This window comes from Halomonas koreensis (assembly GCF_031451675.1).
Classification (GTDB): Bacteria; Pseudomonadota; Gammaproteobacteria; order Pseudomonadales; family Halomonadaceae; genus Halomonas; species Halomonas koreensis.
Genome location: NZ_JARWAK010000010.1, coordinates 12,245 through 35,342 on the forward strand (window position 1 = coordinate 12,245; position 23,098 = coordinate 35,342).

Annotated in this window: 22 protein-coding genes and 2 riboswitches; of the genes, 11 read left to right on the forward strand and 11 right to left on the reverse strand. The window is 71.2% G+C overall.

All coding sequences use genetic code 11. The annotated features are described in order from the left end of the window. Positions 1-2: 2 nt before the first annotated feature. The 4 genes from QC818_RS11915 to QC818_RS11930 all read left to right on the forward strand — a co-directional run bounded on the left by QC818_RS11915 (position 3) and on the right by QC818_RS11930 (position 2,561). Complete coding sequence (locus QC818_RS11915; protein WP_309653089.1) at positions 3-617, forward strand: cytochrome o ubiquinol oxidase subunit III; 615 nt, start codon at positions 3-5, stop codon at positions 615-617. Position 618: 1 nt separating this feature from the next. Then, positions 619-948: a cytochrome o ubiquinol oxidase subunit IV gene (gene cyoD / locus QC818_RS11920; RefSeq protein WP_309653090.1), complete on the forward strand. Its 330-nt coding sequence runs from the start codon at positions 619-621 to the stop codon at positions 946-948. Next, the gene (cyoE, locus tag QC818_RS11925; protein WP_309653091.1) at positions 948-1,850 is read left to right on the forward strand and encodes a heme o synthase; all 903 of its coding nucleotides are present in this window, start codon (positions 948-950) and stop codon (positions 1,848-1,850) included. The genes cyoD and cyoE overlap by 1 nt, the downstream gene beginning before the upstream one ends. A 102-nt stretch (positions 1,851-1,952) precedes the next feature. Next, positions 1,953-2,561: a Yip1 family protein gene (locus tag QC818_RS11930; protein WP_309653092.1), complete on the forward strand. Its 609-nt coding sequence runs from the start codon at positions 1,953-1,955 to the stop codon at positions 2,559-2,561. A 58-nt stretch (positions 2,562-2,619) separates the two neighbouring features. On the opposite strand, the gene QC818_RS11935 is transcribed toward QC818_RS11930, so the two are convergent. From QC818_RS11935 to QC818_RS11950, 4 genes are all read right to left on the reverse strand, one after another. Next, positions 2,620-3,756, reverse strand: a complete 1,137-nt coding sequence (locus tag QC818_RS11935) for an aminotransferase class V-fold PLP-dependent enzyme (protein ID WP_309653093.1) — start codon at positions 3,754-3,756, stop codon at positions 2,620-2,622. 169 nt (positions 3,757-3,925) lie between these two features. Beyond that, positions 3,926-4,528 (reverse strand): class I SAM-dependent methyltransferase, encoded by a 603-nt coding sequence (locus tag QC818_RS11940; protein WP_309653094.1) that lies wholly within the window; start codon positions 4,526-4,528, stop codon positions 3,926-3,928. A gap of 175 nt (positions 4,529-4,703) precedes the next feature. Then, positions 4,704-6,875, reverse strand: a complete 2,172-nt coding sequence (gene pta / locus QC818_RS11945; protein WP_309653095.1) for a phosphate acetyltransferase — start codon at positions 6,873-6,875, stop codon at positions 4,704-4,706. Continuing rightward, positions 6,872-8,056 carry an acetate/propionate family kinase gene (locus QC818_RS11950; RefSeq protein ID WP_309653096.1) on the reverse strand — a complete coding sequence of 395 codons (1,185 nt, stop codon included), beginning with the start codon at positions 8,054-8,056 and terminating at the stop codon, positions 6,872-6,874. Before QC818_RS11950 ends, pta begins: the two co-directional genes overlap by 4 nt. 181 nt (positions 8,057-8,237) lie before the next feature. Between QC818_RS11950 and QC818_RS11955 the strand changes: the two genes are divergently transcribed. Beyond that, complete coding sequence (locus QC818_RS11955) at positions 8,238-8,741, forward strand: outer membrane beta-barrel protein (RefSeq protein ID WP_309653097.1); 504 nt, start codon at positions 8,238-8,240, stop codon at positions 8,739-8,741. A 78-nt stretch (positions 8,742-8,819) separates the two neighbouring features. Here the strand turns inward: QC818_RS11955 and thiC are convergent, their stop codons facing one another. The 5 genes from thiC to QC818_RS11980 all read right to left on the reverse strand — a co-directional run bounded on the left by thiC (position 8,820) and on the right by QC818_RS11980 (position 13,707). Then, positions 8,820-10,709, reverse strand: coding sequence for a phosphomethylpyrimidine synthase ThiC (gene thiC / locus QC818_RS11960; RefSeq protein ID WP_309653098.1), 1,890 nt, complete (start codon positions 10,707-10,709; stop codon positions 8,820-8,822). Positions 10,710-10,785: 76 nt separating this feature from the next. After that, positions 10,786-10,903: riboswitch (TPP riboswitch) on the reverse strand. An 84-nt stretch (positions 10,904-10,987) separates the two neighbouring features. Next, positions 10,988-11,656 (reverse strand): thiaminase II, encoded by a 669-nt coding sequence (gene tenA, locus QC818_RS11965; protein WP_309653220.1) that lies wholly within the window; start codon positions 11,654-11,656, stop codon positions 10,988-10,990. 77 nt (positions 11,657-11,733) lie between these two features. Beyond that, a riboswitch (TPP riboswitch) is annotated at positions 11,734-11,870 on the reverse strand. A gap of 63 nt (positions 11,871-11,933) precedes the next feature. Beyond that, positions 11,934-12,866, reverse strand: a complete 933-nt coding sequence (locus QC818_RS11970; protein ID WP_309653099.1) for a lysophospholipid acyltransferase family protein — start codon at positions 12,864-12,866, stop codon at positions 11,934-11,936. Positions 12,867-12,869: 3 nt separating this feature from the next. Then, positions 12,870-13,253 (reverse strand): DUF4870 family protein, encoded by a 384-nt coding sequence (locus QC818_RS11975; protein ID WP_309653100.1) that lies wholly within the window; start codon positions 13,251-13,253, stop codon positions 12,870-12,872. Between the two features lie 73 nt (positions 13,254-13,326). Further along, the gene (locus QC818_RS11980) at positions 13,327-13,707 is read right to left on the reverse strand and encodes a VOC family protein (protein ID WP_309653101.1); all 381 of its coding nucleotides are present in this window, start codon (positions 13,705-13,707) and stop codon (positions 13,327-13,329) included. Positions 13,708-13,746: 39 nt separating this feature from the next. Between QC818_RS11980 and QC818_RS11985 the strand changes: the two genes are divergently transcribed. From QC818_RS11985 to QC818_RS12010, 6 genes are all read left to right on the forward strand, one after another. Next, positions 13,747-14,403, forward strand: coding sequence for a class I SAM-dependent methyltransferase (locus tag QC818_RS11985; protein WP_309653102.1), 657 nt, complete (start codon positions 13,747-13,749; stop codon positions 14,401-14,403). A gap of 148 nt (positions 14,404-14,551) precedes the next feature. Then, on the forward strand, positions 14,552-15,949 hold the full coding sequence (locus tag QC818_RS11990; protein WP_309653103.1) for an MFS transporter: 1,398 nt from the start codon (positions 14,552-14,554) through the stop codon (positions 15,947-15,949). Between the two features lie 66 nt (positions 15,950-16,015). Continuing rightward, positions 16,016-17,797, forward strand: a complete 1,782-nt coding sequence (locus tag QC818_RS11995; protein ID WP_309653104.1) for an acyl-CoA dehydrogenase — start codon at positions 16,016-16,018, stop codon at positions 17,795-17,797. An 81-nt stretch (positions 17,798-17,878) separates the two neighbouring features. Then, entirely contained in the window at positions 17,879-19,510 is a 1,632-nt protein-coding gene (locus QC818_RS12000) for an acyl-CoA synthetase (protein ID WP_309653105.1), read from the forward strand. 91 nt (positions 19,511-19,601) lie between these two features. Beyond that, the gene (locus QC818_RS12005; RefSeq protein ID WP_309653106.1) at positions 19,602-20,450 is read left to right on the forward strand and encodes a 3-hydroxyacyl-CoA dehydrogenase family protein; all 849 of its coding nucleotides are present in this window, start codon (positions 19,602-19,604) and stop codon (positions 20,448-20,450) included. An 87-nt stretch (positions 20,451-20,537) separates the two neighbouring features. After that, a complete protein-coding gene (locus QC818_RS12010) occupies positions 20,538-21,311 on the forward strand; it encodes an enoyl-CoA hydratase-related protein (RefSeq protein ID WP_309653107.1) in 774 nt (257 codons plus the stop codon). Between the two features lie 53 nt (positions 21,312-21,364). Here QC818_RS12010 and QC818_RS12015 read toward each other — a convergent pair whose 3' ends face one another. Next, positions 21,365-22,120, reverse strand: a complete 756-nt coding sequence (locus QC818_RS12015) for a Mut7-C RNAse domain-containing protein (RefSeq protein WP_309653108.1) — start codon at positions 22,118-22,120, stop codon at positions 21,365-21,367. Between the two features lie 27 nt (positions 22,121-22,147). Beyond that, entirely contained in the window at positions 22,148-23,062 is a 915-nt protein-coding gene (locus tag QC818_RS12020; RefSeq protein WP_309653221.1) for a DMT family transporter, read from the reverse strand. Positions 23,063-23,098 lie beyond the last annotated feature (36 nt).

The following is a 23,098-nucleotide window of genomic DNA, read 5'->3' on the forward strand; positions in this document are numbered from 1 at the left end:
CCATGGCCACCGATACCCTGAGCCACCACGCCGGGCATGCCCACGAGCATGACCACCACGACACCGCGGGCACCAAGGTCTTCGGTTTCTGGGTCTACCTGATGAGCGACCTGGTGATCTTCGGATCCCTGTTCGCCACCTATGCCGTGCTCCTCCGGGGCACGGCCGATGGGCCGACCCCGGGCGAGATCTTCGAGCTGCCCTTCATCCTGGTCGAGACCTTCCTGCTGCTGTTCTCGAGCTTCACCTACGGCATGGCGGTGCTGGCCATGAACGCCGACCGCCTGGCCCAGGTGAAGGCCTGGCTGGCGATCACCTTCCTGCTCGGCGCGGCCTTCGTCGGCATGGAAGTCTACGAGTTCCAGCACCTGATCCACCTGGGCTTCGGCCCGGATCGCAGCGGCTTCCTGTCGGCCTTCTTCACCCTGGTGGGTACCCACGGCCTGCACGTGACCTTCGGCCTGATCTGGATCCTGGTGATGCTGGTCCAGCTCCAGCAGAAGGGGCTGACCGACATGACACGGCCGCGCATCATGTGCCTGAGCCTGTTCTGGCACTTCCTGGACATCGTCTGGATCTGCGTCTTCTCCTTCGTCTACCTGATGGGAGTCCTTTGACATGAGCGGACACGCCTCTCACGACGAGCCTAGCCACGGCAGCGTCAAGTCCTATGTGGTCGGCCTGATCCTGTCCATCGTGCTGACCGTGATCCCCTTCGGGGCGGTCATGACGGGTGCCTTCTCCACCCCGGCGACGGTGCTGATCATCGTGGCCACCGCGGTTTGCCAGGTGCTGGTCCAGCTGGTGTTGTTCATGCACATGAACACCAAGGCGGACGAGGGCTGGAACTTCATGTCCTTCGTCTTCACCGTGTCGATCCTGGTCCTGGTCATCGGAGGTTCGCTGTGGATCATGCATCATCTGCACCTCAACATGATGATCGGCTGATGGACGCCGCGTCTCGGCGCCGGGACTTCCTGGCCCTGACCAAGCCGGGGATCATCGGCGGCAACGCCATCTCGGTGCTGGGCGGCTTCTTCCTGGCCGCCCGCGGCGAGATCGATCCCTGGCTGCTGCTGGCCACCCTGGTCGGGCTGTCCCTGGTGATCGCCTCCGGGTGCGCGTACAACAACGTCATCGATCGCGACATCGATGCGATGATGACGCGCACCCGCGGCCGGCCCCTGGTCCAGGGGCGGCTGTCGGTGGCGACGACGCTGCGCTTCGCGACCCTGCTCGGGGTCGCCGGCTTCGGCCTGCTGGCCGCCTTCACCAATCCGCTGACCGTGGGCCTGGCGGCCTTCGGTTTCGCCATCTACGTGGGGGCCTACAGCCTGTGGCTGAAGCGCCGCTCGGAGTACGGCACCCTGGTGGGCAGCCTGTCCGGGGCCATGCCGCCGGTGGTGGGCTACTGCGCGGTGACCGGGCGCTTCGACGTCGGCGCGCTGACGCTGCTGGTGATCTTCTGCCTGTGGCAGATGCCGCACTCCTACGCCATCGCCATCTTCCGCCTGCAGGACTACCGGGCGGCGCGCATCCCGGTGCTGCCGGTGGTGCGCGGCATCCGCACCGCCAAGCACTACATCCTGGGCTATGTGCTGGCCTTCGTGCTCGCCTCCCTGACGCTCAGCCTGGCCGGCTACGCCGGACCGGGTTACTTCGCCGTCGCCCTGGGGATGGGCGCCTACTGGCTGTACCTGGCCATGCAGGGCTACTGGACGTCGAACGCGGAGCGCTGGGCTCGCCGGGTCTTCGGCTTCTCGATCCTCACCATCACGGCCCTGAGCCTGATGATGTCCGTCGAAGCCAGCCTCCTGCCGGGCGTGCCCCTGCTCGCCGCCCTGGGCTGATCCCGCTTCCGTTGGCGGACGCCCCCGGGGCGACGCCTATACTGCCGGTGACACCATCGCGCGACGGGCCCTTCCGGCCCGTCCCCGGCAGGAGGGAGTGCCATGTTGACACACGCCTGGGGCATCCTCGCCCACCCGCAGCGTGAGTGGAAACGGATCCGCGCGGAGCGGGAGACCATCACCCACCTCTACGAGCACCACGTGCTGCTGCTGGCGGCCGTGCCGGTGCTCTGCTCCTACATCGGCACCACCCAGGTGGGCTGGAGCCTGGGCGGCGACACCGTCATCCGCCTCGGCTACCTGGACGCCCTGGGCGCCGGCATCGCCTTCTACCTGGTGATCCTGTCGGCGGTCTACGTGGTGGGCCGGGTGATCCGCGCCATGGCCCGGCGCTTCACCCGGCCGCCCAGCCTGCGGCGCTGCATCGTCTTCGCCGGCTACGTCGCCACGCCGATGTTCCTCAGCGGGGTGGTGGCGGTCTATCCGCTGGTCTGGCTGTGCCTGCTCGCCGGCACTGTCGGCCTGGGCTACACCGCCTACCTGCTCTACCTGGGCATTCCCTCCTTCCTCGGCATCAGCCGCGAGGAAGGCTTCATCGTCTCCAGCACGACCCTGGCGATCGGCGTGCTGGTGCTCGAGGCGCTGCTCGGCATGACGGTGCTGCTGTGGGGCTATGGCGAGCGCATCCTGCTGTCGCTGCTGGGGGGCTGAACGCAGGAAGGGCGGCCCGCGACGGGCCGCCCTTCCTGCCTGGCACGGGGCCGGGGCCTTATTTCTCGGTGGTCTCGATCCGCGTCAGCGCCCGCTCCAGGGTCTCGAGGGTGCGCTCGATGTGATGCAGCTTGTCGAGGCCGAACAGCCCGATGCGGAAGGTGCGGAAGTCCTCGCCCTCGTCGCACATCAGCGGCACGCCGGCGGCCACCTGCAGGCCCGCGGCGGCGAACTTGACGGGCAGGTCGGGGTCGCGGGTGTAGCACACCACCACGCCCGGCGCCTCGAAGCCCGGGGCGGCGACGCTCCGGTAGCCGTGCTCGGCGAGCAGCTCGCGCACGCGACGGCCCAGCTCGAGCTGCTCGTCGCGGACCTTGTCGAGGCCGTATTCCTCGGTCTCGGCCATGACGTCGCGCAGCACGCGCAGCCCGTCGGTGGGCATGGTGGCGTGGTAGGCGTGGCCGCCGGCCTCGTAGGTCTCCATGATCGACAGCCACTTCTTGAGGTCGCAGGCGAAGCTCGAGCTCTCGGTCTCCTCGATGATGTCCCGGGCCAGCCGCGAGAGCATCACCATGCCGCAGCAGGGCGAGCCGCTCCAACCCTTCTGGGGGGCGCTGATCAAAACGTCGACGCCGGTGTCCTGCATGTCGACCCAGTCGGTGCCGGAGGCGATGCAGTCCAGCACCAGCAGGCCGTTCTCCTCGTGGATGGCCTCGGCCAGGGCGCGGATGTAGTCGTCGGGCAGCTTCATGCCCGAGGCGGTCTCGACGTGGGGCGCGAACACCAGGTCCGGCTTCTGGTCGCGGATCGCCTCGACGACCTCCTCGATCGGGGCCGGGGCGAAGGGCGAGGTCGGGTCGTCGTCGTCCAGGCGACGGGCCTTGCGCACATAGCGGTCGGACGGGATCTGGCCGCGGTCCAGGATCTGCGTCCAGCGGTAGCTGAACCAGCCGTTGCGGACCACCAGGCAGCGCCGGTCGGTGGCGAACTGGCGGGCCACCGCCTCCATGGCGAAGGTCCCGCTGCCCGGCACGATGACCGTCGAGTGCGCACGATAGACCCGCTTCAGGGAGGCGGAGATGTCGTGCATCACCTGCTGGAAGCTCTTCGACATGTGGTTGAGCGAGCGATCCGTGTAGACCACCGAGTACTCGAGCAGTCCATCCGGGTCGACATCGGGTAGTAAACCGGCCATTGCAGTCTCCCTGTTACGGTGCGGCCTTTGAGTATGACCAAGAGGATATGCGCTATCGCCGTTCCAGACCAGAGGGGCGGCGCCAAGGGAGCAGGGGCGTGCCGCTCCGGCCCGCCCGGCTGGCCAGCCCGATGCCCGAGTTGCCCTCGCGAGGGGCCGGTACCGTGCTTCAGGGGCGGCAGTGGTAGACCTTCGCCGGCAGAATGTTGAGGGGCTCGAAATCGCACTCCACCTCGGCGAAGATCCGGCGCAGGTCGTGCAATACTCGGGAGGAGAACTGGTAGATCAGCATCGAGCCCTGGGGCGCGAGCGCGTCGAGGCTGTTCGTGAGGATGGCTTCGCGGTTCGTGGCCGGCAGGGTACTGAAGGGGAGGCCGGCCAGCACGCAGTCGGCGGTGGGCTGCCCCAGGCGCGTCAGCGCCTCCTGGACCGTCTCGGCGGAGCCCTGGATCACATGGAGACGGGGGTCCGGCAACGACTGCTGGAGGAAGTCGACGAACTCCCGATTGATCTCCAGCGCCAGCAGGATGGCGTTCGATGGCATGCGGTGCAGGAGTTGCCGGGTGATGGTCCCGACGCCGGGACCGTATTCGACGATGACTCGGGTGTTCTGCCAGTCGATGCGGTCCAGCAAGCGCCGCACCAGGAAGGGGGAGCTGGGAATGATCGAACCCAGCATGCGCGGGTGCTTGAAGAAGTTGCGTGCGAACAGCGATAGCTGGGCGCGTCGCCCGTTTTCTGCCAAGGCCGTGGGGCGGTCCTGCGCGGTCATGGGCGAGCCTCCTGCTGCAGAAACGACGACGTATGTTTCCACTCTAGTTCCCCCGCGTAGAGGGGGAAAGGGCGTTCAATCTGGCGCCGGAAAACTCCCCTGCGCTAGTCACCCCGCGTAGAGGTGGATAAGGGAGCACGCTCGCTGTCCTGCCCTCCGCGGGGCGTTGGAGGGCCTAGTCGTCCTGGCCCGCCTGGATGGCGGTCAGGGCGATGGTGTAGACGATGTCGTCCACCGTGGCGCCCCGCGAGAGGTCGTTCACCGGCTTGGCCAGGCCCTGCAGCATGGGGCCGACGCTGACCACGTGGGCGCTGCGCTGCACCGCCTTGTAGGTGGTGTTGCCGGTGTTCAGGTCGGGGAACACGAACACCGTGGCGCGCCCCGCCACCGGCGAGTCCGGGGCCTTCTGGCGGCCGACGCTCTCGATGGCGGCGGCGTCGTACTGCAGCGGGCCGTCGAGGATCAGCGAGGGGGCGCGCCGCCGCGCCAGGCGGGTGGCCTCGCGGACCTTGTCGACCCCGGCCCCCTCGCCGGAGGCGCCGGTGGAGTAGCTGAGCAGCGCCACCCGCGGCTCGATGCCGAAGGCGGCCGCCGAGCGGGCGCTCTGCAGGGCGATCTCGGCCAGCGTCTCGGCGTCCGGATCGGGGTTGACCGCGCAGTCGCCGTAGACCACCACCTGCTCGGGCAGCAGCATGAAGAAGATCGACGAGACCCGTCGGTAGCCCGGTGCGGTGCCGATCAGCTGGAAGGCCGGGCGCAGCACGTTGGCCGTGGTGTGCCGTGCCCCGGCCACCAGGCCGTCCACCTCGCCCTCGGCGAGCATCATGGTGCCCAGCACCAGCGGGTCGTGCAGCTGGGCCTCGGCGGTCAGGGCGTCGAGGCGGCCCTCGCGGCGGGCGACCATCGGCGCCACGTAGCGCCGGCGCACCGCCTCGGGGTCGATGACGGTCAGCGTCTCCGGCAGGCTCAGCCCCTGACGACGGGCGACGTCTTCCAGCGCCTCGCGCCGGCCCAGCAGCACGCAGTCGGCGATGCCGCGACGCTGGCAGACGATGGCCGCCGCCAGGGTGCGCGGCTCGTCGCCCTCCGGCAGCACCACCCGACGCCGGTCCCGGCGGGCCAGCTGCACCAGCCGGTGGCGGAAGGCCGCCGGCGAGAGCCGGTGGGCCACCCCCTGGCTGAGGGTGTCGCGCAGCCAGTCCAGGTCCAGGTGCGCGGCCACGAAGCGGGCCACGCGCTCGGCTCGCTGGGGATCGTCCACCGGGATGTCGCGATTCAGGCGATCCAGGCGTCGCGCCGTGGCATAGCTGTCGTCGTCCACCGCCAGCACCGGTAGCCCGGTCTCCAGGGCCGGTCGGCAGAAGTCGATCATGGCGTCTTCCGGCGGGGCGCCATGGGTCAGCAGCAGGCCCGCCAGCGGCGTGCCGTTCATGGCGGCCAGGGCGGTGGCCAGCAGGATGTCGTCCCGGTCGCCGGGCGCGACGATCAGCCGCCCCGGAGCGAAGACGTGCAGGGCCCGGGCCGCGCTGCGTGCGCACAGGTGGGTGCCGAGGACCCGGCGCTCGGCGGCGTCGCCCGCGTGCAGCAGGCGCGCGTCCAGCTCCCGGGCCACGTCCAGGGTGCGGGGGGCGCTCAGGGCGGGCTGGAAGGGCACGGCGCCGACCAGCGGCGGCAGTCCCGGTGCCAGGCGGGCCAGGCGGTCGCGCCATTCGTCGAGCCGTGCCCGGGCCCGCTCGGGGGGCACCTCGCTGGCCACCGGGTCGGCGGGGTCGGCCTCGTCGGCGGGCAGGCGCATCAGCAGACAGCCCAGCAGGCGCGAGCCGCCGTCGCCCTCGACGGCCTGGGCATGCAGATCGAGGCGCTCGGCCAGGGTGCGGGGCTCGGCGGGGTCGCCGTCGGCCACCAGCAGGATGCCGGCGTCCAGGGCATGGGCCAGCTGGGCATTGAGCCGGGCGGCATAGCCCGGTTCGCTCCCCGGGGCGAGCCCTTCCACCAGGATCAGCGCCGGCGGCTCGCCGCCGGCGGCCAGCTCGGCGTGGCGGGCCACGGCGTGCTCCATGAGGTCGTCGAGCCGGTCCTCGCGCAGTCGGCGTTCCAGGGTGGCGCGATCCAGGGGCGCGGGGGGCGTCAGGCCGAACAGGCCGGCGACCAGCGCCGAGCTGCGGTCCAGCCCGGACGCGGCGGCATCCTCGGCGCCGCCCGGGGCATCCTGGCGGAACGGCTTGAGGAAGGCCGTGTGCAGGCCCAGGGTGTCCAGGGCGCGCAGCAGGCCCAGGCTGGCCGAGGTCAGGCCGACCCCGGTGTCGGTGGGCACCAGCAGCAGGGTGCGGGGCTCGGGCACGGTCATGGCGTCTCGCCCTCCAGCAGGCGGCGTGTCTCGGCGGCGATCTGCGCCTCCTCGTCGGTGGGCACGACCCACAGCCGGGGGCCTTGGCCGGCATCGAAGCGGCCCTCCCGATCGCCGTCCAGGGCGGCGTTGGCGGCGGCGTCGGGCCGCACGCCGAAGTGGTGCAGCTGCTCGACGACCCGGGCGCGCACCGCCGGGGCGTGCTCGCCGATGCCGCCGGTGAAGGCGATGCCGTCGAGCCGGGGCAGGGCGCAGCTCAGGGCCGCCAGGGCCTTGGCCAGCCGGTAGCAGAATACCTCGATGGCCAGGCGGGCGCCCGGGTGGTGCTCGGCGGCGGCCTGCTCCAGGCGGCGCATGTCGTGGGACAGCCCGGACAGGCCGAGCAGCCCGCTCTCGTGATTCAGCAGGCGGTCGATGCGCTCCAGCGACCAGCCCAGGCGCCGCGCCAGGTGGGCGTGCAGGCCGGGGTCGACATCGCCGCTGCGGGTGCCCATCACCAGCCCCTCCAGCGGGGTCAGGCCCATGCTGGTGTCGACGCTCTCGCCCTGCCAGACGGCGCAGGCCGAGCAGCCGTTGCCCAGGTGGGCGATCAGCCAGCCCCCGTGGGGACGGTCGCCGAGGGCGGCGAGCCGGCGGCTGACGTAGGCGTGGCTGCTGCCGTGGAAGCCGTAGCGGCGAATGCCGTGGCGGCGGTACAGGGCCTCGGGGAGGGCATAGCGGTAGGCCTTCGGCGGCAGGGTCTGGTGGAAGGCGGTATCGAAGACCGCCACCTGGGGCAGCTCGGGGAACAGCCGGCGGGTGGCGCGGATGCCCGCCAGGTTGGCGGGATTGTGCAACGGGGCCAGCTCGCCGAGCGCCTCCAGGGCGCGCAGCACCTCGGCGTCGAGGCGAGTGGCCGCGGTGAAGCGCTCGCCGCCGTGGACGACGCGATGGCCCACCGCCGTCGGGCGCAGGTCCTCGAGGCGCGAGAGGATGGCCGTCAGGGCCGCCTCGTGATCGGCGCCGGGCAGGGCCTCGGCGATGGCCGCGCCCCGGGCGTCGGTGCCGGTGAGGCGCGCATCCACGCCGCCCAGGCGCTCGGCCTGGCCCGCCAGGCGGGGCGCCGCGGGGGCGTCGGCGGTCACCAGGGCGAACTTGATCGACGAGGAGCCGCAGTTGATCACCAGGATGGGGTCGTGCATCGCGCTTCCTTCTGCCGTGGTGCCGGGGGAACTGCTCGCCCCGAATCTATCACGCCGGGGGTGTCGTCGCCGTGACCTGGCGCAGCACGCCGGGCATGCCGCCGGGGGATGGCGCCCGGGGCGTCGCTGTACCAGAATGGAAGGGCGCAGGGAAACATTGTTTCCTAACCGGAGGACGACCATGAAGACCCAAGTGATTTGCGCCGCGGCGGCCTGTGCCATGGCCGCCGGCCTCGCCCACGCCCAGGGGCCCATGACCTACCAGCCGAGCCCCTACATCGGCGGCGACGCCCTGTTCTGGGAGCTGGACCCCGAGGGGGGCGGCGGCGACTTCGACAGCACCGGGCTGCGGCTGCGCGCCGGCGTCGCCTTCAACGACTACTTCGCCCTCGAGGGCCACCTGGGCACCGGCGGCTCCGATAGCGGCCTGGACCTGGATTACCTGGCGGGCGGCTTCGCCAAGGGCATGCTGCCGATCACCCCGCAGTTCACCCTCTACGGCCTGCTGGGGGCCACCGAGGTGGAGTTCGACGGGGCCGACTCCGAGAGCGACGTCTCCTACGGCGGGGGAGGCAGCTATGCGCTGATGCCCAATCTCTCCCTGGACGCCGACTACGTGCGTTACCTGGAGGAGTCGAGCTACGACTTCGATGCCGTGAGCCTGGGCGCCACCTTCCACTTCTGAGGCCGAGCCCCATGACGACGACGCCCCCGCCGTGCATCACGGCGGGGGCGTTCGCGTTGCCGGGCGGGTGGTGCCGCGTCAGACCTCCTTGTAGAGTTCGGCGCCCTGTTCGCGGAACTTCTCCGCCTGCTCGGCCATGCCGCGCTCCACCGCCTCGCGATCGCCGTCGAGGCCGTTCTCGGTGGCGTAGTCGCGGACCTCCTGGCTGATCTTCATCGAGCAGAACTTGGGCCCGCACATCGAGCAGAAGTGGGCGACCTTGGCGGAGTCCTTGGGCAGGGTCTCGTCGTGGAACTCCCGGGCGGTGTCCGGATCGAGGCCCAGGTTGAACTGGTCCTCCCAGCGGAACTCGAAGCGCGCCTTGGACAGGGCGTTGTCGCGGCGCTGGGCGGCCGGGTGGCCCTTGGCCAGGTCGGCGGCGTGGGCGGCGATCTTGTAGGTGATGATGCCGGTCTTGACGTCGTCCTTGTTGGGCAGCCCCAGGTGCTCCTTGGGGGTCACGTAGCAGAGCATGGCGCAGCCGTACCAGCCGATCATCGCCGCGCCGATGCCGGAGGTGATGTGGTCGTAGCCCGGCGCGATGTCGGTGGTCAGCGGCCCCAGGGTGTAGAAGGGCGCCTCGTCGCACTCGGCGAGCTGCTTGTCCATGTTCTCCTTGATCAGGTGCATGGGCACGTGGCCGGGGCCCTCGATCATCACCTGGACGTCGTGCTGCCAGGCGATGCGGGTCAGCTCGCCCAGGGTCTCGAGTTCGGCGAACTGGGCCGCGTCGTTGGCGTCGGCCACCGAGCCGGGGCGCAGGCCGTCGCCCAGCGAGAAGGCCACGTCATACTGCTTGCAGATCTCGCAGATCTCCTCGAAGTGCTCGTAGAGGAAGCTCTCCCGGTGGTGATAGAGGCACCACTTGGCCATGATCGAGCCGCCGCGGGAGACGATGCCGGTGGTCCGCTTGGCGGTCAGCGGCACGTAGCGCAGCAGCACCCCGGCGTGGATGGTGAAGTAGTCGACCCCCTGTTCGGCCTGCTCGATCAGGGTGTCGCGGAACACCTCCCAGCTCAGGTCCTCGGCCACCCCGTTCACCTTCTCCAGGGCCTGGTAGATGGGCACGGTGCCGATCGGCACCGGGGCGTTGCGGATGATCCACTCCCGGGTCTCGTGGATGTTGGCCCCGGTGGACAGGTCCATGACGGTGTCCGAGCCCCAGCGGATGCCCCAGGTCATCTTGTCGACCTCGTCCTCGATGGAGGAGGTCACCGCGGAGTTGCCCAGGTTGCCGTTGATCTTCACCAGGAAGTTGCGGCCGATGATCATCGGCTCGGATTCCGGGTGGTTGATGTTGCACGGGATGATCGCCCGGCCGGCGGCGACCTCGTCGCGGACGAACTCCGGGGTGATCTCCTCCGGCAGGCGGGCGCCGAAGCGCTCGCCGGGATGCTGGTGGCCGAGGATGCGCTCGACCTCCTCGCTGCCCAGGGCTTGCCGGCGCTGATTCTCGCGAATGGCGATGAATTCCATCTCCGGGGTGACGATGCCCTGGCGGGCGTAGTGCAGCTGGGTGACGTTGCGGCCGGGCTTGGCGCGGCGCGGCGTGCGGGTCAGGTCGAAGCGCAGCGGGGCGAGCATCGGGTCGTTGGCGCGGCGCCGGCCGTACTCGGAGGTCGGCCCGTCGAGGAACTCGGTGTCGTCGCGTTCCTCGATCCAGGCCCGACGCAATTCCGGCAGGCCTTTCCGCAGGTCGATCTCGGCCTCGGGGTCGGTGTAGGGGCCGGAGGTATCGTAGACCAGCAGCGGCGGGTTGGCCTCGTCGGCCCCGGAGGTGCGGGTCGGCGACAGGCTGATCTCGCGGAAGGGCACGCGGATGTCGGGCCGCGAGCCCTCGACGTAGCGCTTGCGCGAGCCGGGCAGTGCCTGGATCGCGGCCTCGTCGACGCGGGCGCTCTCGGCGAGGAAGTGGTCGGTCTTAGCCATCGGTCGGTCTCCCAGGGGTTGGCGTGTTGTCGGGGAGGACCGCAGGGGAGGACAGCGGCCGTCGCGCACAAGGCGCGGCGGCGTGTCGCTTGATCCCTACGCTGGTCCTAGCCAGTTCAGGTTCAACGGGATCCATGCTCGGCGCTTGCGCCGCATGATCTCAGCCGTCGTCAACGGCACCCCGTCAAGCGAGTGGTATGGGCGGTGGTCATCCAGTGTGCCGGCCGCGCCTGGCACCGCCAGGGCCAGGCGCGGCCCGTCGATGGGGCCAGCGGCGCTCAGTCAGCGCGATCCAGCCCCATCTGCCAGAAGTCGATCTCCAGCCGGGTGGCATCGCGGAAGATGCCGGCCAGCCGCGCGAAGCGCGCCGGCGTGACCTCGGCCAGGCGGGCATCGAGCCAGGCGCGCTCGGCGCGCATGGCGGCCTGGAAGTCCTCGCTTTCGTACATGGCGATCCAGGCCTCGAAGGGGTTGGCCTCGCCGCGCACCGTGAAGGGCTGCTCGGCAAGCCAGCCCGCGATCTCGCCGTAGCCCACCAGGCAGGGCGACAGGGCCACGCGCAGGTCGAGCAGGTCGCCGCGGCTGCCGGCATCGAGCACGTAGCGGGTATAGGCCAGGGTGGCGCGAGCCTCGGGCAGGGCCGCGAGGTCGGCCTCGTCGATGCCCCAGTCGCGGCAGAAGCCGATGTGCAGGTCCAGCTCGACGTCGAGGATGGTCTTCAGGCCGTCGAAGGCCTGGCGCAGCTCGGCGAGGTCCTGGCTCTTGTAGGCGGCCAGGGCATAGGCGCGGGCGAAATGCACCAGGAACAGGTAGTCCTGCTGCAGGTAGTGGCGGAAGGCGCCCGGCTCGAGGGTGCCGGCCCCCAGGGCGCGGACGAAGTCGTGCTCCACGTAGGCGCGCCAGTCGTCCTGGCAGGCGGCGGTCAGATCACTGAAGCGGTAGCCCATCATGCCTCCGATCGGGTCGGGATCCGGAGGGCGGGCGCAGCGGAAGCGGGGGGAGGGGCGACGCAAGGGCCGGCGCGTCGTGCCCACCGCTCGATTCCCTACGCCGGTTCACGCGGGGCCGTGGCCCACGCCCACCCGGATCAGGTTCCACGGGATCGGCGCTGGATTGCCTGCGCCGTCTCAGCCGGATTCACCGGCACCCCGTCAAGCGAGTGTCCCCGAGTCTACCAGCTTGTCGGGCAGATGCCAGGGAAGAAATGGAAAGGTTTTCCAACGGTCAGTAGAGGCGCTGGCGCTTCCAGTCCGGCCGGCCCTCGAGCTCCTCGGGCGTCTTGCGGTAGCGCTTGTATTCCCACTGATACTGGGCCGGGTCCAGGGCGATCACCGCCTCCACGCAGGCATTGACCCCGGCCGCCGAGATCGCCTCGTCGGTATCGTGGACCCGCTCGTCGGCGGCCAGGAAGTGCAGCGCGAAGCCGCGCCCCGGCAGCCGGCGGGCCACCCCGGTGACCACCCGAGCCTCGGTGCGCGCCACCAGCTTGGGCAGCAGGGTGGCGGTATAGGCCGGGCGGCCGAAGAAGGGCGCGAAGACGCCGCTGCCCCAGCTCGGCGTCTGGTCCGGCAGGATGCCCACCGCCTGGCCGCGCTTGAGCGCCTTGAGCAGGGCCGCCACGCCGCGCGGGTTGGTGGGCACCAGGCTCGCGCCGCGGCGCTCGCGGCCGCGGCGGATGACCGGGTCGAGGGGAGCGAGCTTGGGGGGCTCGTACATGGCGGTGAAGGGGAAGTGCCCCGACAGCCAGAAGTTGAGCACCTCCCAGTTGCCGAAGTGGGGGGCCAGCACGATCACGCCGCGCCCTTCGGCGCGGGCCTCGTCGAGCAGCTCGCGGCCGTAGATCTCGAGGATGCTGGCCTCGACCCGCTCCGGGGCGCCCATCCAGGCCAGGCCCAGCTCGAGCATGGTGGCGCTGGAGTGGACCAAGCTGGCCCGGGCCAGACGTCGGCGCGCGGGCTCGGCGAGTTCCGGGTAGGCCTGGGCCAGGTTGATGCGGGTGACGCGGCGCTCCCGGCCGCTGGCCGCCTGGACCAGCGGGCCGAGCAGCCGCGACAGGCGCCACAGCGCGGCCGGGCGCCAGCCGGCCAGCCCGCGCCACAGGCCGGCGATCAGCCGGGCCTTGAGGCGGTCGGCGGAGGTGTCGTCGCTCGCCGCCATGCCTCAGACCAGCCAGGTGTCCACGTCGTCGGGGGCGCGCTGCTCCTGCAGCCCCTTGAAGCCCTTGACGCAGCGGATGACCAGCCAGACCACCGCCGCCAGCCAGGTGAGGAAACCGATCAGCACCAGGGTCAGCAGGCCGGAGACGGCGAAGTAGACCAGGCCGATCCAGAAGGTGCGGATCTGGTAGCGATAGTGCTCGTCCAGCCATTGCGGGCCCTTGCCGCGGTAGACGTAGGCGATCACCACGCCCACCAGGGAGGTCAGCCCGCCGGTGATGATGCCGGCCAGGTGCAGGGCATAGACCACCATGGGCATGGTGGTGTCGGGCGCCGGGGTGGTTTCGGTCACCGTGCGGTCCCGGTCGAGAGGGTCGTGGTCGTTCATCGATCGTCCTTGAGGTGGATGGAGCGGCGTCGGCGCCCATGATACCGGCCCACGCCGACGATGCCAGCCGGGCTCAGCGTCGCGGCCGGCTGATCTCGAGCAGGTTGCCGTCGGGATCGCGCAGGTAGAGGGAGTCCAGTTCGCCGGTGGCGCCCTGGCGGATCACCGGGCCCAGTTCGACCTCCACCGAGAGCGCCTCGAGGTGGCGCTGGACCTCGTCCAGCGGCAGTCGGCTGCGCAGGCACAGGTCCTGGCTGCCCGGGGTCGGGGTGGCCGCGCGGGGGGTGATGTCGGTGGCGGTCCAATGCAGGCGCAGGGCCATGTCGCCGAGCATCAGGTCCACCCGCTCCCGGTCCCGGTAGCGGACGTCCAGGCCCAGCACCCGGGTATAGAAGTCCACGGCGCGGGAAATATCGGTCACGGTGATGACCAGGTGGTCCAGACCTGACAGCATGCATGCCTCCTTGGAAGTGAGTCCTGTGCAGAGAATACGATGATGCCGACCTGTCCGCTATGCGCATCCCCCCATCCCGTTGCCTATCATCGCGATGCGCGACGGGACTATCTCCAGTGTCGACAGTGTGAGCTGGTGTTCGTGCCCGCCGAGCAGCGACTGGGGCCCGACGAGGAGAAGGCGGTCTACGACCGGCACGAGAACTCCCCGGACGACCCCGGCTATCGTCGCTTCCTGTCGCGGCTGTTCGAGCCGCTGGCGGCGCGGCTGCCCCCCGGCGCCCGGGGGCTGGACTTCGGCGCCGGCCCGGGGCCGACGCTGTCGGTGATGTTCGAGGAGGTCGGTCATCCCATGGCCATCTACGACCCCTTCTACGCCCCGGACCGGCGCGCCCTCGCGGCTCGCTACGACTTCATCACCGCCACCGAGGTGGTCGAGCACCTCTTCGCCCCGGGCGCCGAGCTCGAGCGCCTGGCCGGCCTGCTGGCGCCGGGAGGCTGGCTGGGACTGATGACCAAGCGGGTCCGCTCGGCGGAGGCCTTCGCCGGCTGGCACTACATCCTCGATCCCACCCATGTGTGCTTCTTCAGCGAGGCGAGCTTCCGCTGGCTGGCGGCGCGGCTCGACATGGCCGTGAGCTTCCCGTCCGACGACGTGGCATTACTGCAGCGACGCGATTCGCCGGGGGATCCATAAGGCGCCGTCATGCCGCCCCGGCCCGGCCCTCGCGGGCCTGCCGCGGGGATTGGCGAGGGGCCAGGCCGGGCGTATGATCGCCGCTCGAGACCCGCCGCTGCCCTCCCGGCGGCGGGTCGTGACGCCTTCCCCTCGCGAGCCTTCCCTCATGTCACGGCAGCTTTTGCTCATGGCCCTGGCCCCCCTGCTGGGGCTGTTCATCCTGGGAATCGGCAACGGCTTCCTGGCCACCCTGATCACCCTGCGTCTCGACGCCGCCGGCGAATCGCCGGTGGTCATCGGCTGGGTGTCCTCCGCCTACTTCATCGGCCTGGCGCTGGGCGCCATGCTCAACGACCGCCTGCTGCTGGCCATCGGCCATATCCGCGCCTACGGCAGCTTCGCCTCCCTGGTGGCGGTGACCGTGCTGCTCCAGGGGCTGGTCGACGCCCCGGCGGCCTGGTTCGTGCTGCGCCTGATCGGCGGCTGGGCCACGGTGGGCGTCTTCCTGGTCATCGAGAGCTGGCTGCTCACCGCCGGCGATGCCGGGGTGCGCGGCCGCCTGCTGGCGTTGTACATGATCGCGCTGTACGCCGCCGGGGCGCTCGGCCAGCTGCTGCTCGGCGCCATCAACGCCCTGGGGCCCGCGGCGCCCTTCATGGTGATCGGCCTGCTGGCCTCGCTGTCGGTGCTGCCCATGGCGATGATTCCCCGGATCACACCGCTGGTGGAGAAGGCCGAGCCGCTGTCGCCGCTGCGCCTGATCACCCTCACGCCCACCGGCGTGGCGGGCAGCTTCGGCTCGGGGCTGGCCGTGGCGGCGGTCTACACCCTGCTGCCGCTCTACCTGCAGCGGGTGGGCTTCGGGGTGCAAGGGGTCGGTCAGCTGATGGCGGTGATGGTGCTCGGCGCCATGCTGCTGCAGTACCCGGTGGGGCGCTGGTCGGATCGCCATGACCGCCAGCTGGTGCTGATCGCCCTGGGCGGGCTCTGCGCCCTGATCGCCGCGGGGGTCCTGCTGCTGCCGCTGCCGCCCTGGGGCCTGGCCGCGCTGCTGTTCCTGCTCGGGGGCGGCGTCTTCTCGCTGTATCCGGCCGCGCTGAGCCATGCCGCCGACCGCGCCCCGGCCGGGGCCCTGGTGCGCATGAGCCAGGGGCTGCTGCTGATCAATGCCCTCGGCTCGACGCTGAGTCCGCCGCTGATCACCCCGGTGATGACCCGGGTCGGCGACGCCGGGCTGTTCTGGTCGCTGGGCGCGCTCGGCGTGATCCTGATGGCCTTCTTCGCCTGGCGGCGCCGCGTGCGCCCGGCGCCGGTGCCGGTGGCGCCGTTCTCGCCCGCCACCCCGCTCAGCGCGGCCGGGGCGGAGCTGGCGATCACCGAGGAATGGGTGCAGGGCGCCCTGGAGCACGAGCACGTCGAGGACCTGGCCGACGTCGTGCCCGACGTGGCGGTGGCCGAGCCCCTGGTGGGCCCGCCGCCGCCGGACGCCGCGCATATCGCCTACTACGACGAGGCGGCGGGCGAGGCACCTGCGCAGCGGCCCGCCCCGGAGGCTGCGACCTAGGCCTAATGGTCACCCGGGTATAGTGAATCTACTATCGTCGCTATCATTTTCCCCAAGGTGTGTGCCATGACGACCTTTGTCCCGCCCGTCCGCGACCTGCGCTTCGTGCTCGAGGAGCTGCTCGAGCATCGCTCCCTGGCCCTGCCCGGCTTCGAGGAGGCCAGCCCCGAGCTGGTGGAGGCCGTGCTGGAGGAGGCCGCGCGCCTGGCCGGCGAGGTCTGGGCGCCGCTCAACGCCAGCGGCGACCGCCAGGGCTGCCGGCGCCGCGACGATGGCGGAGTGAGCGTGCCCGACGGCTTCGCCGAGGCCTACCGGGCCTACGCCGAGGGTGGCTGGAACGGCATCGGCGTCGCCGAGGCCCACGGCGGCCAGGGGCTGCCCGAGGTGGTGGCCAGCGCCGTCCAGGAGATGCTGCATGGCGCCAACATGGCGCTGGGGCTGTGCCCCATGCTCACCGCCGGCGCCATCGAGGCCCTGGCCCAGCACGGCAGCGCCGACCAGCAGGCCCGCTACCTGGCGCCGCTGGTGGAGGGCCGCTGGACCGGCACCATGAACCTCACCGAGCCCCAGGCGGGTTCCGACCTCTCCAGGGTGCGCACCCGGGCGGTGCCCTGCACCGAGGAGCCGGGGCGCTATCGCCTGTATGGGCAAAAGATCTTTATCACCTGGGGCGAGCACGACTGCGCCGAGAACATCGTCCACCTGGTGCTGGCGCGCACCCCGGACGCCCCGGAGGGCAACAAGGGCATCTCGCTGTTCCTGGTGCCCAAGTTGCTGGTCGAGGCCGACGGCTCCCTGGGCGAGCGCAACGACGTGGTCTGCTCGGGGCTGGAGCACAAGCTCGGCATCCACGGCTCGCCCACCTGCACGCTGAGCTTCGGCGAGCGGGATGGCGCCATCGGCTACCTGGTCGGCGAGCAGGGCCGGGGGCTCAACCACATGTTCACGATGATGAACGAGGCCCGCCACAAGGTCGGCATCGAGGGCATCGGCGTGGCCGAGCGGGCCTGCCAGCAGGCCAGGGACTACGCCCTGGAGCGGGTGCAGGGCCGCGGCGCGGACGGCCGTGACCGCGCCATCGCCGAGCACCCGGACGTCAAGCGCATGCTGCTCTCCATGCGGGGCCGCACCGATGCCCTGCGGGCCCTGGCCCTGACCGCCGCGGCGCTGATGGACGAGGCACGCCACTCGGCGGACGCCGCCGCCCGCGAGGCGGCCCGGGCACGGGCGGAGGTGCTGATCCCGGTGATCAAGGCCTTCTCCACCGATCAGGCGGTGGACATCGCCTCCCTGGGCGTTCAGGTCCACGGCGGCATGGGTTATATCGAGGAAACCGGCGCCGCCCAGCTGCTGCGCGATGCCCGCATCGCGCCCATCTACGAGGGCACCAACGGCATCCAGGCCCTGGACCTGGCCGGTCGCAAGCTGGGCCGCGACGGCGGGGCGGCCATGCTCGCCCTGATCGACGAGATGACGGCCACCGCCGAGGCCCTGAGCGCCGGCCCCGAGCTGCGCCCGCTGGGCGAGAGCCTGGCGGCCGGGGTCGAGGACCTGCGCGCCGCCACCACCCTGGTGCTGGAGCACGGCCGCGACCCGGACGCCCTCCAGGCCGTCGCCACGCCCTACCTGACCCTGGCCGGCCACGTGCTCTGCGCCTGGCAGATGGGGCGGGCCGCGCTCAAGGCCCGGGCCGCCCTCGAGGCGGGCAGCACCGACGCCTTCTACACCGCCAAGCTGGCCGCCGCCGAGCACGTCCTGCGCCGGTGGCTGCCCGTCGGCCGCGCCCAGCGCGCGGTCATCGAGGTCGGCGCGTCACGCCTCGCCACGCTGGACCCCGCCGCCCTCTGAGCCCGGACGCCGCCGGCCCCGCCGGCGGCGTCTGTCGATGTCCCCGGCCGCCGGCCGCCGTTTCTCCTGCTGGAGCCCGCCATGACCCCGAGCATCTTCGACCAGGGCCTGCCCCCGACGCCGGCCAACCACGTGGCCCTCTCGCCGCTGACCTTCATCGAGCGCACCGCGGCCATCTACCCCGACTACCCGGCGGTGGTGCACGGCGAGATCCGCCGCGACTGGGCCACCACCTGGGACCGCTGCCGACGCCTGGCCTCGGCGCTGGAGCGTCGCGGCGTCCGTCCCGGCGAGACGGTGGCCGCGATGCTGCCCAACGTGCCCGCCATGTTCGAGGCGCATTTCGGCGTGCCGCTGATGGGCGGGGTGCTCAACACCCTCAATGTGCGCCTGGATGCCGCGGCCATCGCCTACATGCTCGAGCACGGCGAGGCCAAGGCGATCCTGGTCGATCCCGAGTTCAGCGAGGTGATCGAGGAGGCGGTGGCCGGGCTCGCCGACAAGCCGCTGGTGATCGACGTGGACGACCCCGAGTACGCCGAGGGACCGCGCCACATCGGCGAGCTGGAGTACGAGGCGCTGCTCGCCGAGGGCGATCCCGACTACGCCTACCGGCTGCCCGAGGACGAGTGGCAGGCGATCGCGCTGAACTACACCTCCGGCACCACTGGCAAGCCCAAGGGCGTGGTCTACCACCACCGCGGCGCCCACCTGAACGCGGTGAGCAACATCCTCGAGTGGGCCATGCCCCACCATCCGGTCTATCTCTGGACCCTGCCGATGTTCCATTGCAACGGCTGGTGCTTCCCCTGGACCATCGCCGCGGCGGCCGGCGTCAACGTCTGCCTGCGCCGGGTCGATCCCAGGCGGGTCATGGCACTGCTCGCCGACGAGGGCGTGACCCACTTCAGCGGCGCGCCGATCATCCTCAATGGCCTGGTCAACCTGCCGGACGCCGACAAGCGCTCCTTCGACCAGCCGGTGAAGGTCACCACCGCGGGGGCGGCGCCGCCCGCCTCGGTGATCGCCGGGGTCGAGGCGATGGGCATCGAGGTCACCCACGTCTACGGCCTCACCGAGGTCTACGGGCCGGTGACGGTATGCGCCTGGCGCGAGGCCTGGGACGCGCTGCCGCTGGAGGAGCGGGCGCGGCTCAAGGCCCGCCAGGGGGTACGCGGCCACCTGCTCGAGGCGCTGTGCGTGGCCGACCCCGACACCCTGGCGCCGGTGCCCAGGGACGGCACCACCGTCGGCGAGATCCTGATGCGCGGCAACAACGTGATGAAGGGCTACCTCAAGAACGAGGCCGCCACCCGCCAGGCCCTCGAGGGCGGCTGGTACCACACCGGCGACCTGGCGGTGTGGCATGCCGACGGCTACATCGAGATCAAGGATCGCGCCAAGGACATCATCATCTCCGGCGGCGAGAACATCTCCACCATCGAGGTGGAAGACGCCATCTACGCCCACCCGGCGGTGGAGGAGGCCGCGGTGGTGGCCCGGCCCGACGAGAAATGGGGCGAGACGCCCTGCGCCTTCGTCAAGCTCAAGGCCACGGCGGAGCCGGTCACCGAGCGCGAGCTCATCGATCATTGCCGGGCGCGACTGGCCCATTTCAAGGCGCCCAGGACGGTGATCTTCACCGAGCTGCCCAAGACCTCCACCGGCAAGATCCAGAAATTCCTGCTGCGCGAGCAGGCCCGGACCCAGTAGGCTGGGACGGCATCATCCCTCCGGCTTCCCCGGGCCTGCCGCCCGGGGAGGGGCCGGTCCGCCGTCAACGCACGCGAAGGAGAGAATCGCCATGAGTCAACGACCGATCGGCGTGGTGGGCGCCGGCACCATGGGCCAGGGCATCGCCCAGGTGCTGGCCGCCAGCGGCTTTACGGTGCGCCTGTACGACGTCGCCGAGGCGGCCCTGGGGCGCGCCCGGGAAGCCATCGTCGCGGGGCTCGGCAAGCGGGTGGCCAAGGACAAGATGCGCGAGGACGAGCGCGACGCGGCCCTGGCACGCCTGGACACCACCACCAGCCTGGCCGACCTGGCCGACGCCGAGGTCATCATCGAGGCCGCCCCGGAGCAGCCCGAGCTCAAGGAGCGGCTGTTCCACGAGCTGAGCCGGCTGAGCGACGACGCCATCCTGGCCTCCAACACCTCCTCGCTGTCCCTGACCCGCCTGGCCGCCGTCAGCGAACGTCCGGAGCGCGTGGTGGGCATGCACTTCTTCAATCCGGTGCCGGTGCTCGCGCTGGTCGAGGTGATCCGCGCCGAGCAGACCAGTGACGCCACCGTGGCGCGCATCGAGGCGCTGGCCGAGGCGCTGGGCAAGACCGCCGTGCGGGTGGGGGACTCCCCCGGCTTCGCCGTCAACCGCCTGCTGGTGCCGATGATCAACGAGGCGGCCTTCCTGGTGCAGGAGGGCGCGGCCACCCCCGAGGCCATCGACCAGGCGATGCAGCTCGGCGCCGCCCATCCCATGGGCCCGCTGCGGCTGGCCGACCTGATCGGCCTGGACGTCTGCCTGTCGATCATGGAGGTGCTGCAGGACGGCTTCGGCGATCCCAAGTACCGGCCCTGCCCGCTGCTGCGGCGCATGGTCGATGCCGGCTACCTGGGGCGCAAGGCGGGGCGCGGCTTCCACGACTATTCGTGAGCGAGACGAAAGACGGGATTGTCGCCCAACCTAGCGTTCGCTAGGGTTGAGTCGAATCGTCGTCATTTCCCATCACGAGGAGCCATCATGAGCGAGCAGCAGATCGAGGTGCAGGACAACGCCGGCATCGTGCGCCTGACCATCAACCGCCCCAAGGCGCTCAACGCCCTGAACAGCGAGGTCATCGACAAGCTGGCCTCGATCCTGGACGGGCTCGAGACCCACGAGAACCTGCGGGCCGTGCTGATCACCGGCGCCGGCGAGAAGGCCTTCGTGGCCGGCGCCGACATCACCGAAATGCGCGACAAGACCCCGGAGCAGGCGCGGGTCTTCGCCGGCCAGGCGCTCGCCACCATCAAGCGCCTGGAGACCCTGCCGGTGCCGGTGGTGGCCCTGGTCAACGGCTTCTGCCTGGGCGGCGGCTGCGAGCTGGCGCTGGCCTGCGACTGGGCGGTGGCCAGCGACAACGCCGTCTTCGGCCAGCCCGAGGTGCTGCTCGGCGTGATCCCCGGCTTCGGCGGCACCCAGCGCCTGCCGCGCCGCGTCGGCCCGGCCATGGCCCTGGACCTGGTCACCACCGGCCGCAAGATCGACGCCAATGAAGCGCTGCGCATCGGCCTGGTCAACCGGGTCATGCCCCAGGCCGAGCTCGAGGACTACGTGGCCGAGCTCACCCAGCAGCTCGGCGGCAATGGCCCGCGCTCGGTGCGCGCGGCCAAGCAGGCGGTGCATGACGGCATGGATCAGGACCTGGACAGCGCGCTGGCGCTGGAGACCAGCCTGTTCGCGCTGTGCTTCGCCGGCGAGGAGCAGACCGAGGGCATGAGCGCCTTCGTCGAGAAGCGCAAGCCGAACTTCTGAGCCGTTGCCCGGCGGGCTCCGACGGCCGCGGCGCTGACGCCGCGGCCGTTTTTTCATGTCTGGCCGTCGGCCAGCCGCCGCCGTAGCCGCTCGACCAGGGCCTGCATGCGGGACACGTGGCTGCCGTGCCAGTAGACCTGGCCGCAGCGATCGCATTGCAGGAAGTCGTCCACGTAGCGCCGGGTCAGCGGCTCGAGGCGATGATCCACCGCGGCCTTGTCGACCGCGACCAGGCGGCCGTTGCATCGGGTGCAGCGGGTGAAGGGGGCCAGTTCGTCCCCCAGGTCGAAGGCGCGGGCGACCTCCGCGAGCTGGTCGAAGGGATCATCGGCGCGCACGAAGCGCCCCAGGGCGATGCGCCTGCGCTTGAGCAGGTTACGGTCCCGGGTCAGCAGGATGCGCCCCTCCGCCTCGGCCCGGGCGGCCAGCTCGGCGTCGCCGGCGTGGTTGCGGTAGCGGCAGTCGACCCCCAGCAGGCGCAGGTAGCGCGCCAGGCGGCCCAGGTGCACGTCGAGCAGGAAGCGCCGCGGCCGCGGCAGCGGCGGGCGCAGGTGGCGGACGGGGGCCGGGAGGTCGGCGCCCGCGGGATAGACGTCCACCGTATCGCCGCTCCCCAGGGGGGAGTCGAAGCCCACGGGGGTGCCGTCCACCCGGATCGCGTCCACCTCCGGGTGGGGGACGCCCAGGGCCTCGATGACGTCCTTGATGGATGCGCGGCGACTCACCGGATAGTCGATCGGCCGGCCCCGCGAGGCGGGGGCCAGGAAGTCCTCGAGCTCGCCGTGAAAGCGCAGGCGGGCGGAAGCCATCGCCGCCTCCCTCGGCCGGGTTCGGGGTCAGTCTAGGCCGCGTCGGCGCGACCTGGCCAGGCGCGCCCCGGGCGTCCCGCCGGGCCGCAGCAGGCCGGTGGTGATGGCGGTGCCGAGCAGGGTGATGGCCATGCCGGCGAGGATCTGCAGGCTCAGGGTCTCGTCGAGCAGCCAGTGTCCCCAGAGCAGGGCGCTGACCGGCACCAGGAAGGTGACGGTCGAGGTGGCGGTGGCGCCGGCACTGGCGATCAGGCCGAAGTAGAGCAGGAAGGCCAGGCTGGTGCTGAACACCGCCAGCGCCAGGCCGTTGGCCCAGCCCTGGCCGCTGACCGGGGCGTCGGGCCACAGCCACAGCCCCGGCGGCAGCAGGAGCAGGGCCGACATGGCGCAGCTGCCGGCGGCGACCACCCGCACCGGCAGGTGGGCCAGGCGCGTCCGGGAGTAGTTGGCGGCGATGCCGTAGCAGAAGGTGGCGCCCAGCACCGCGAGGATGAACCAGCCGTCGCCGCCGAGGGCGAAGTCCAGCCGGTCCGCGGACAGCACGTAGACGCCGAGGAAGGCCAGCGCCAGGCCCAGGTACTGGCCGCGCCGCACCGGGGTGGCGAAGCACAGCGCGCCGAGCAGCGCGGTGAACAGCGGCGTGGTGGCGTTGATCAGCGAGGTGAAGCCCGCCTCCAGGCGGGTGGTGGCCAGCGCCAGCAGCGAGAAGGGCAGCACGTGATTGACCAGGCCCAGTAGCATCAGCCGCCCCTTGTGCTCCCAGGCCAGCCGCAGGTAGCGGGCGCCGAGCAGCAGCGGCAGCATCAGCAGCGCGCCGACGCCCATGCGCAGCAGGATCAGCGCCACCGGGCCGAATTCGGGCACCGCCACGCGCATGAAGATGAAGGACAGGCCCCACAGCGAGGAGAGCAGGATCAGGCGGAGGGTGTCGGCCGGGGTCATGGGGCGGTCCTGGAGCGAGCGGGGGAGGGTGATCAT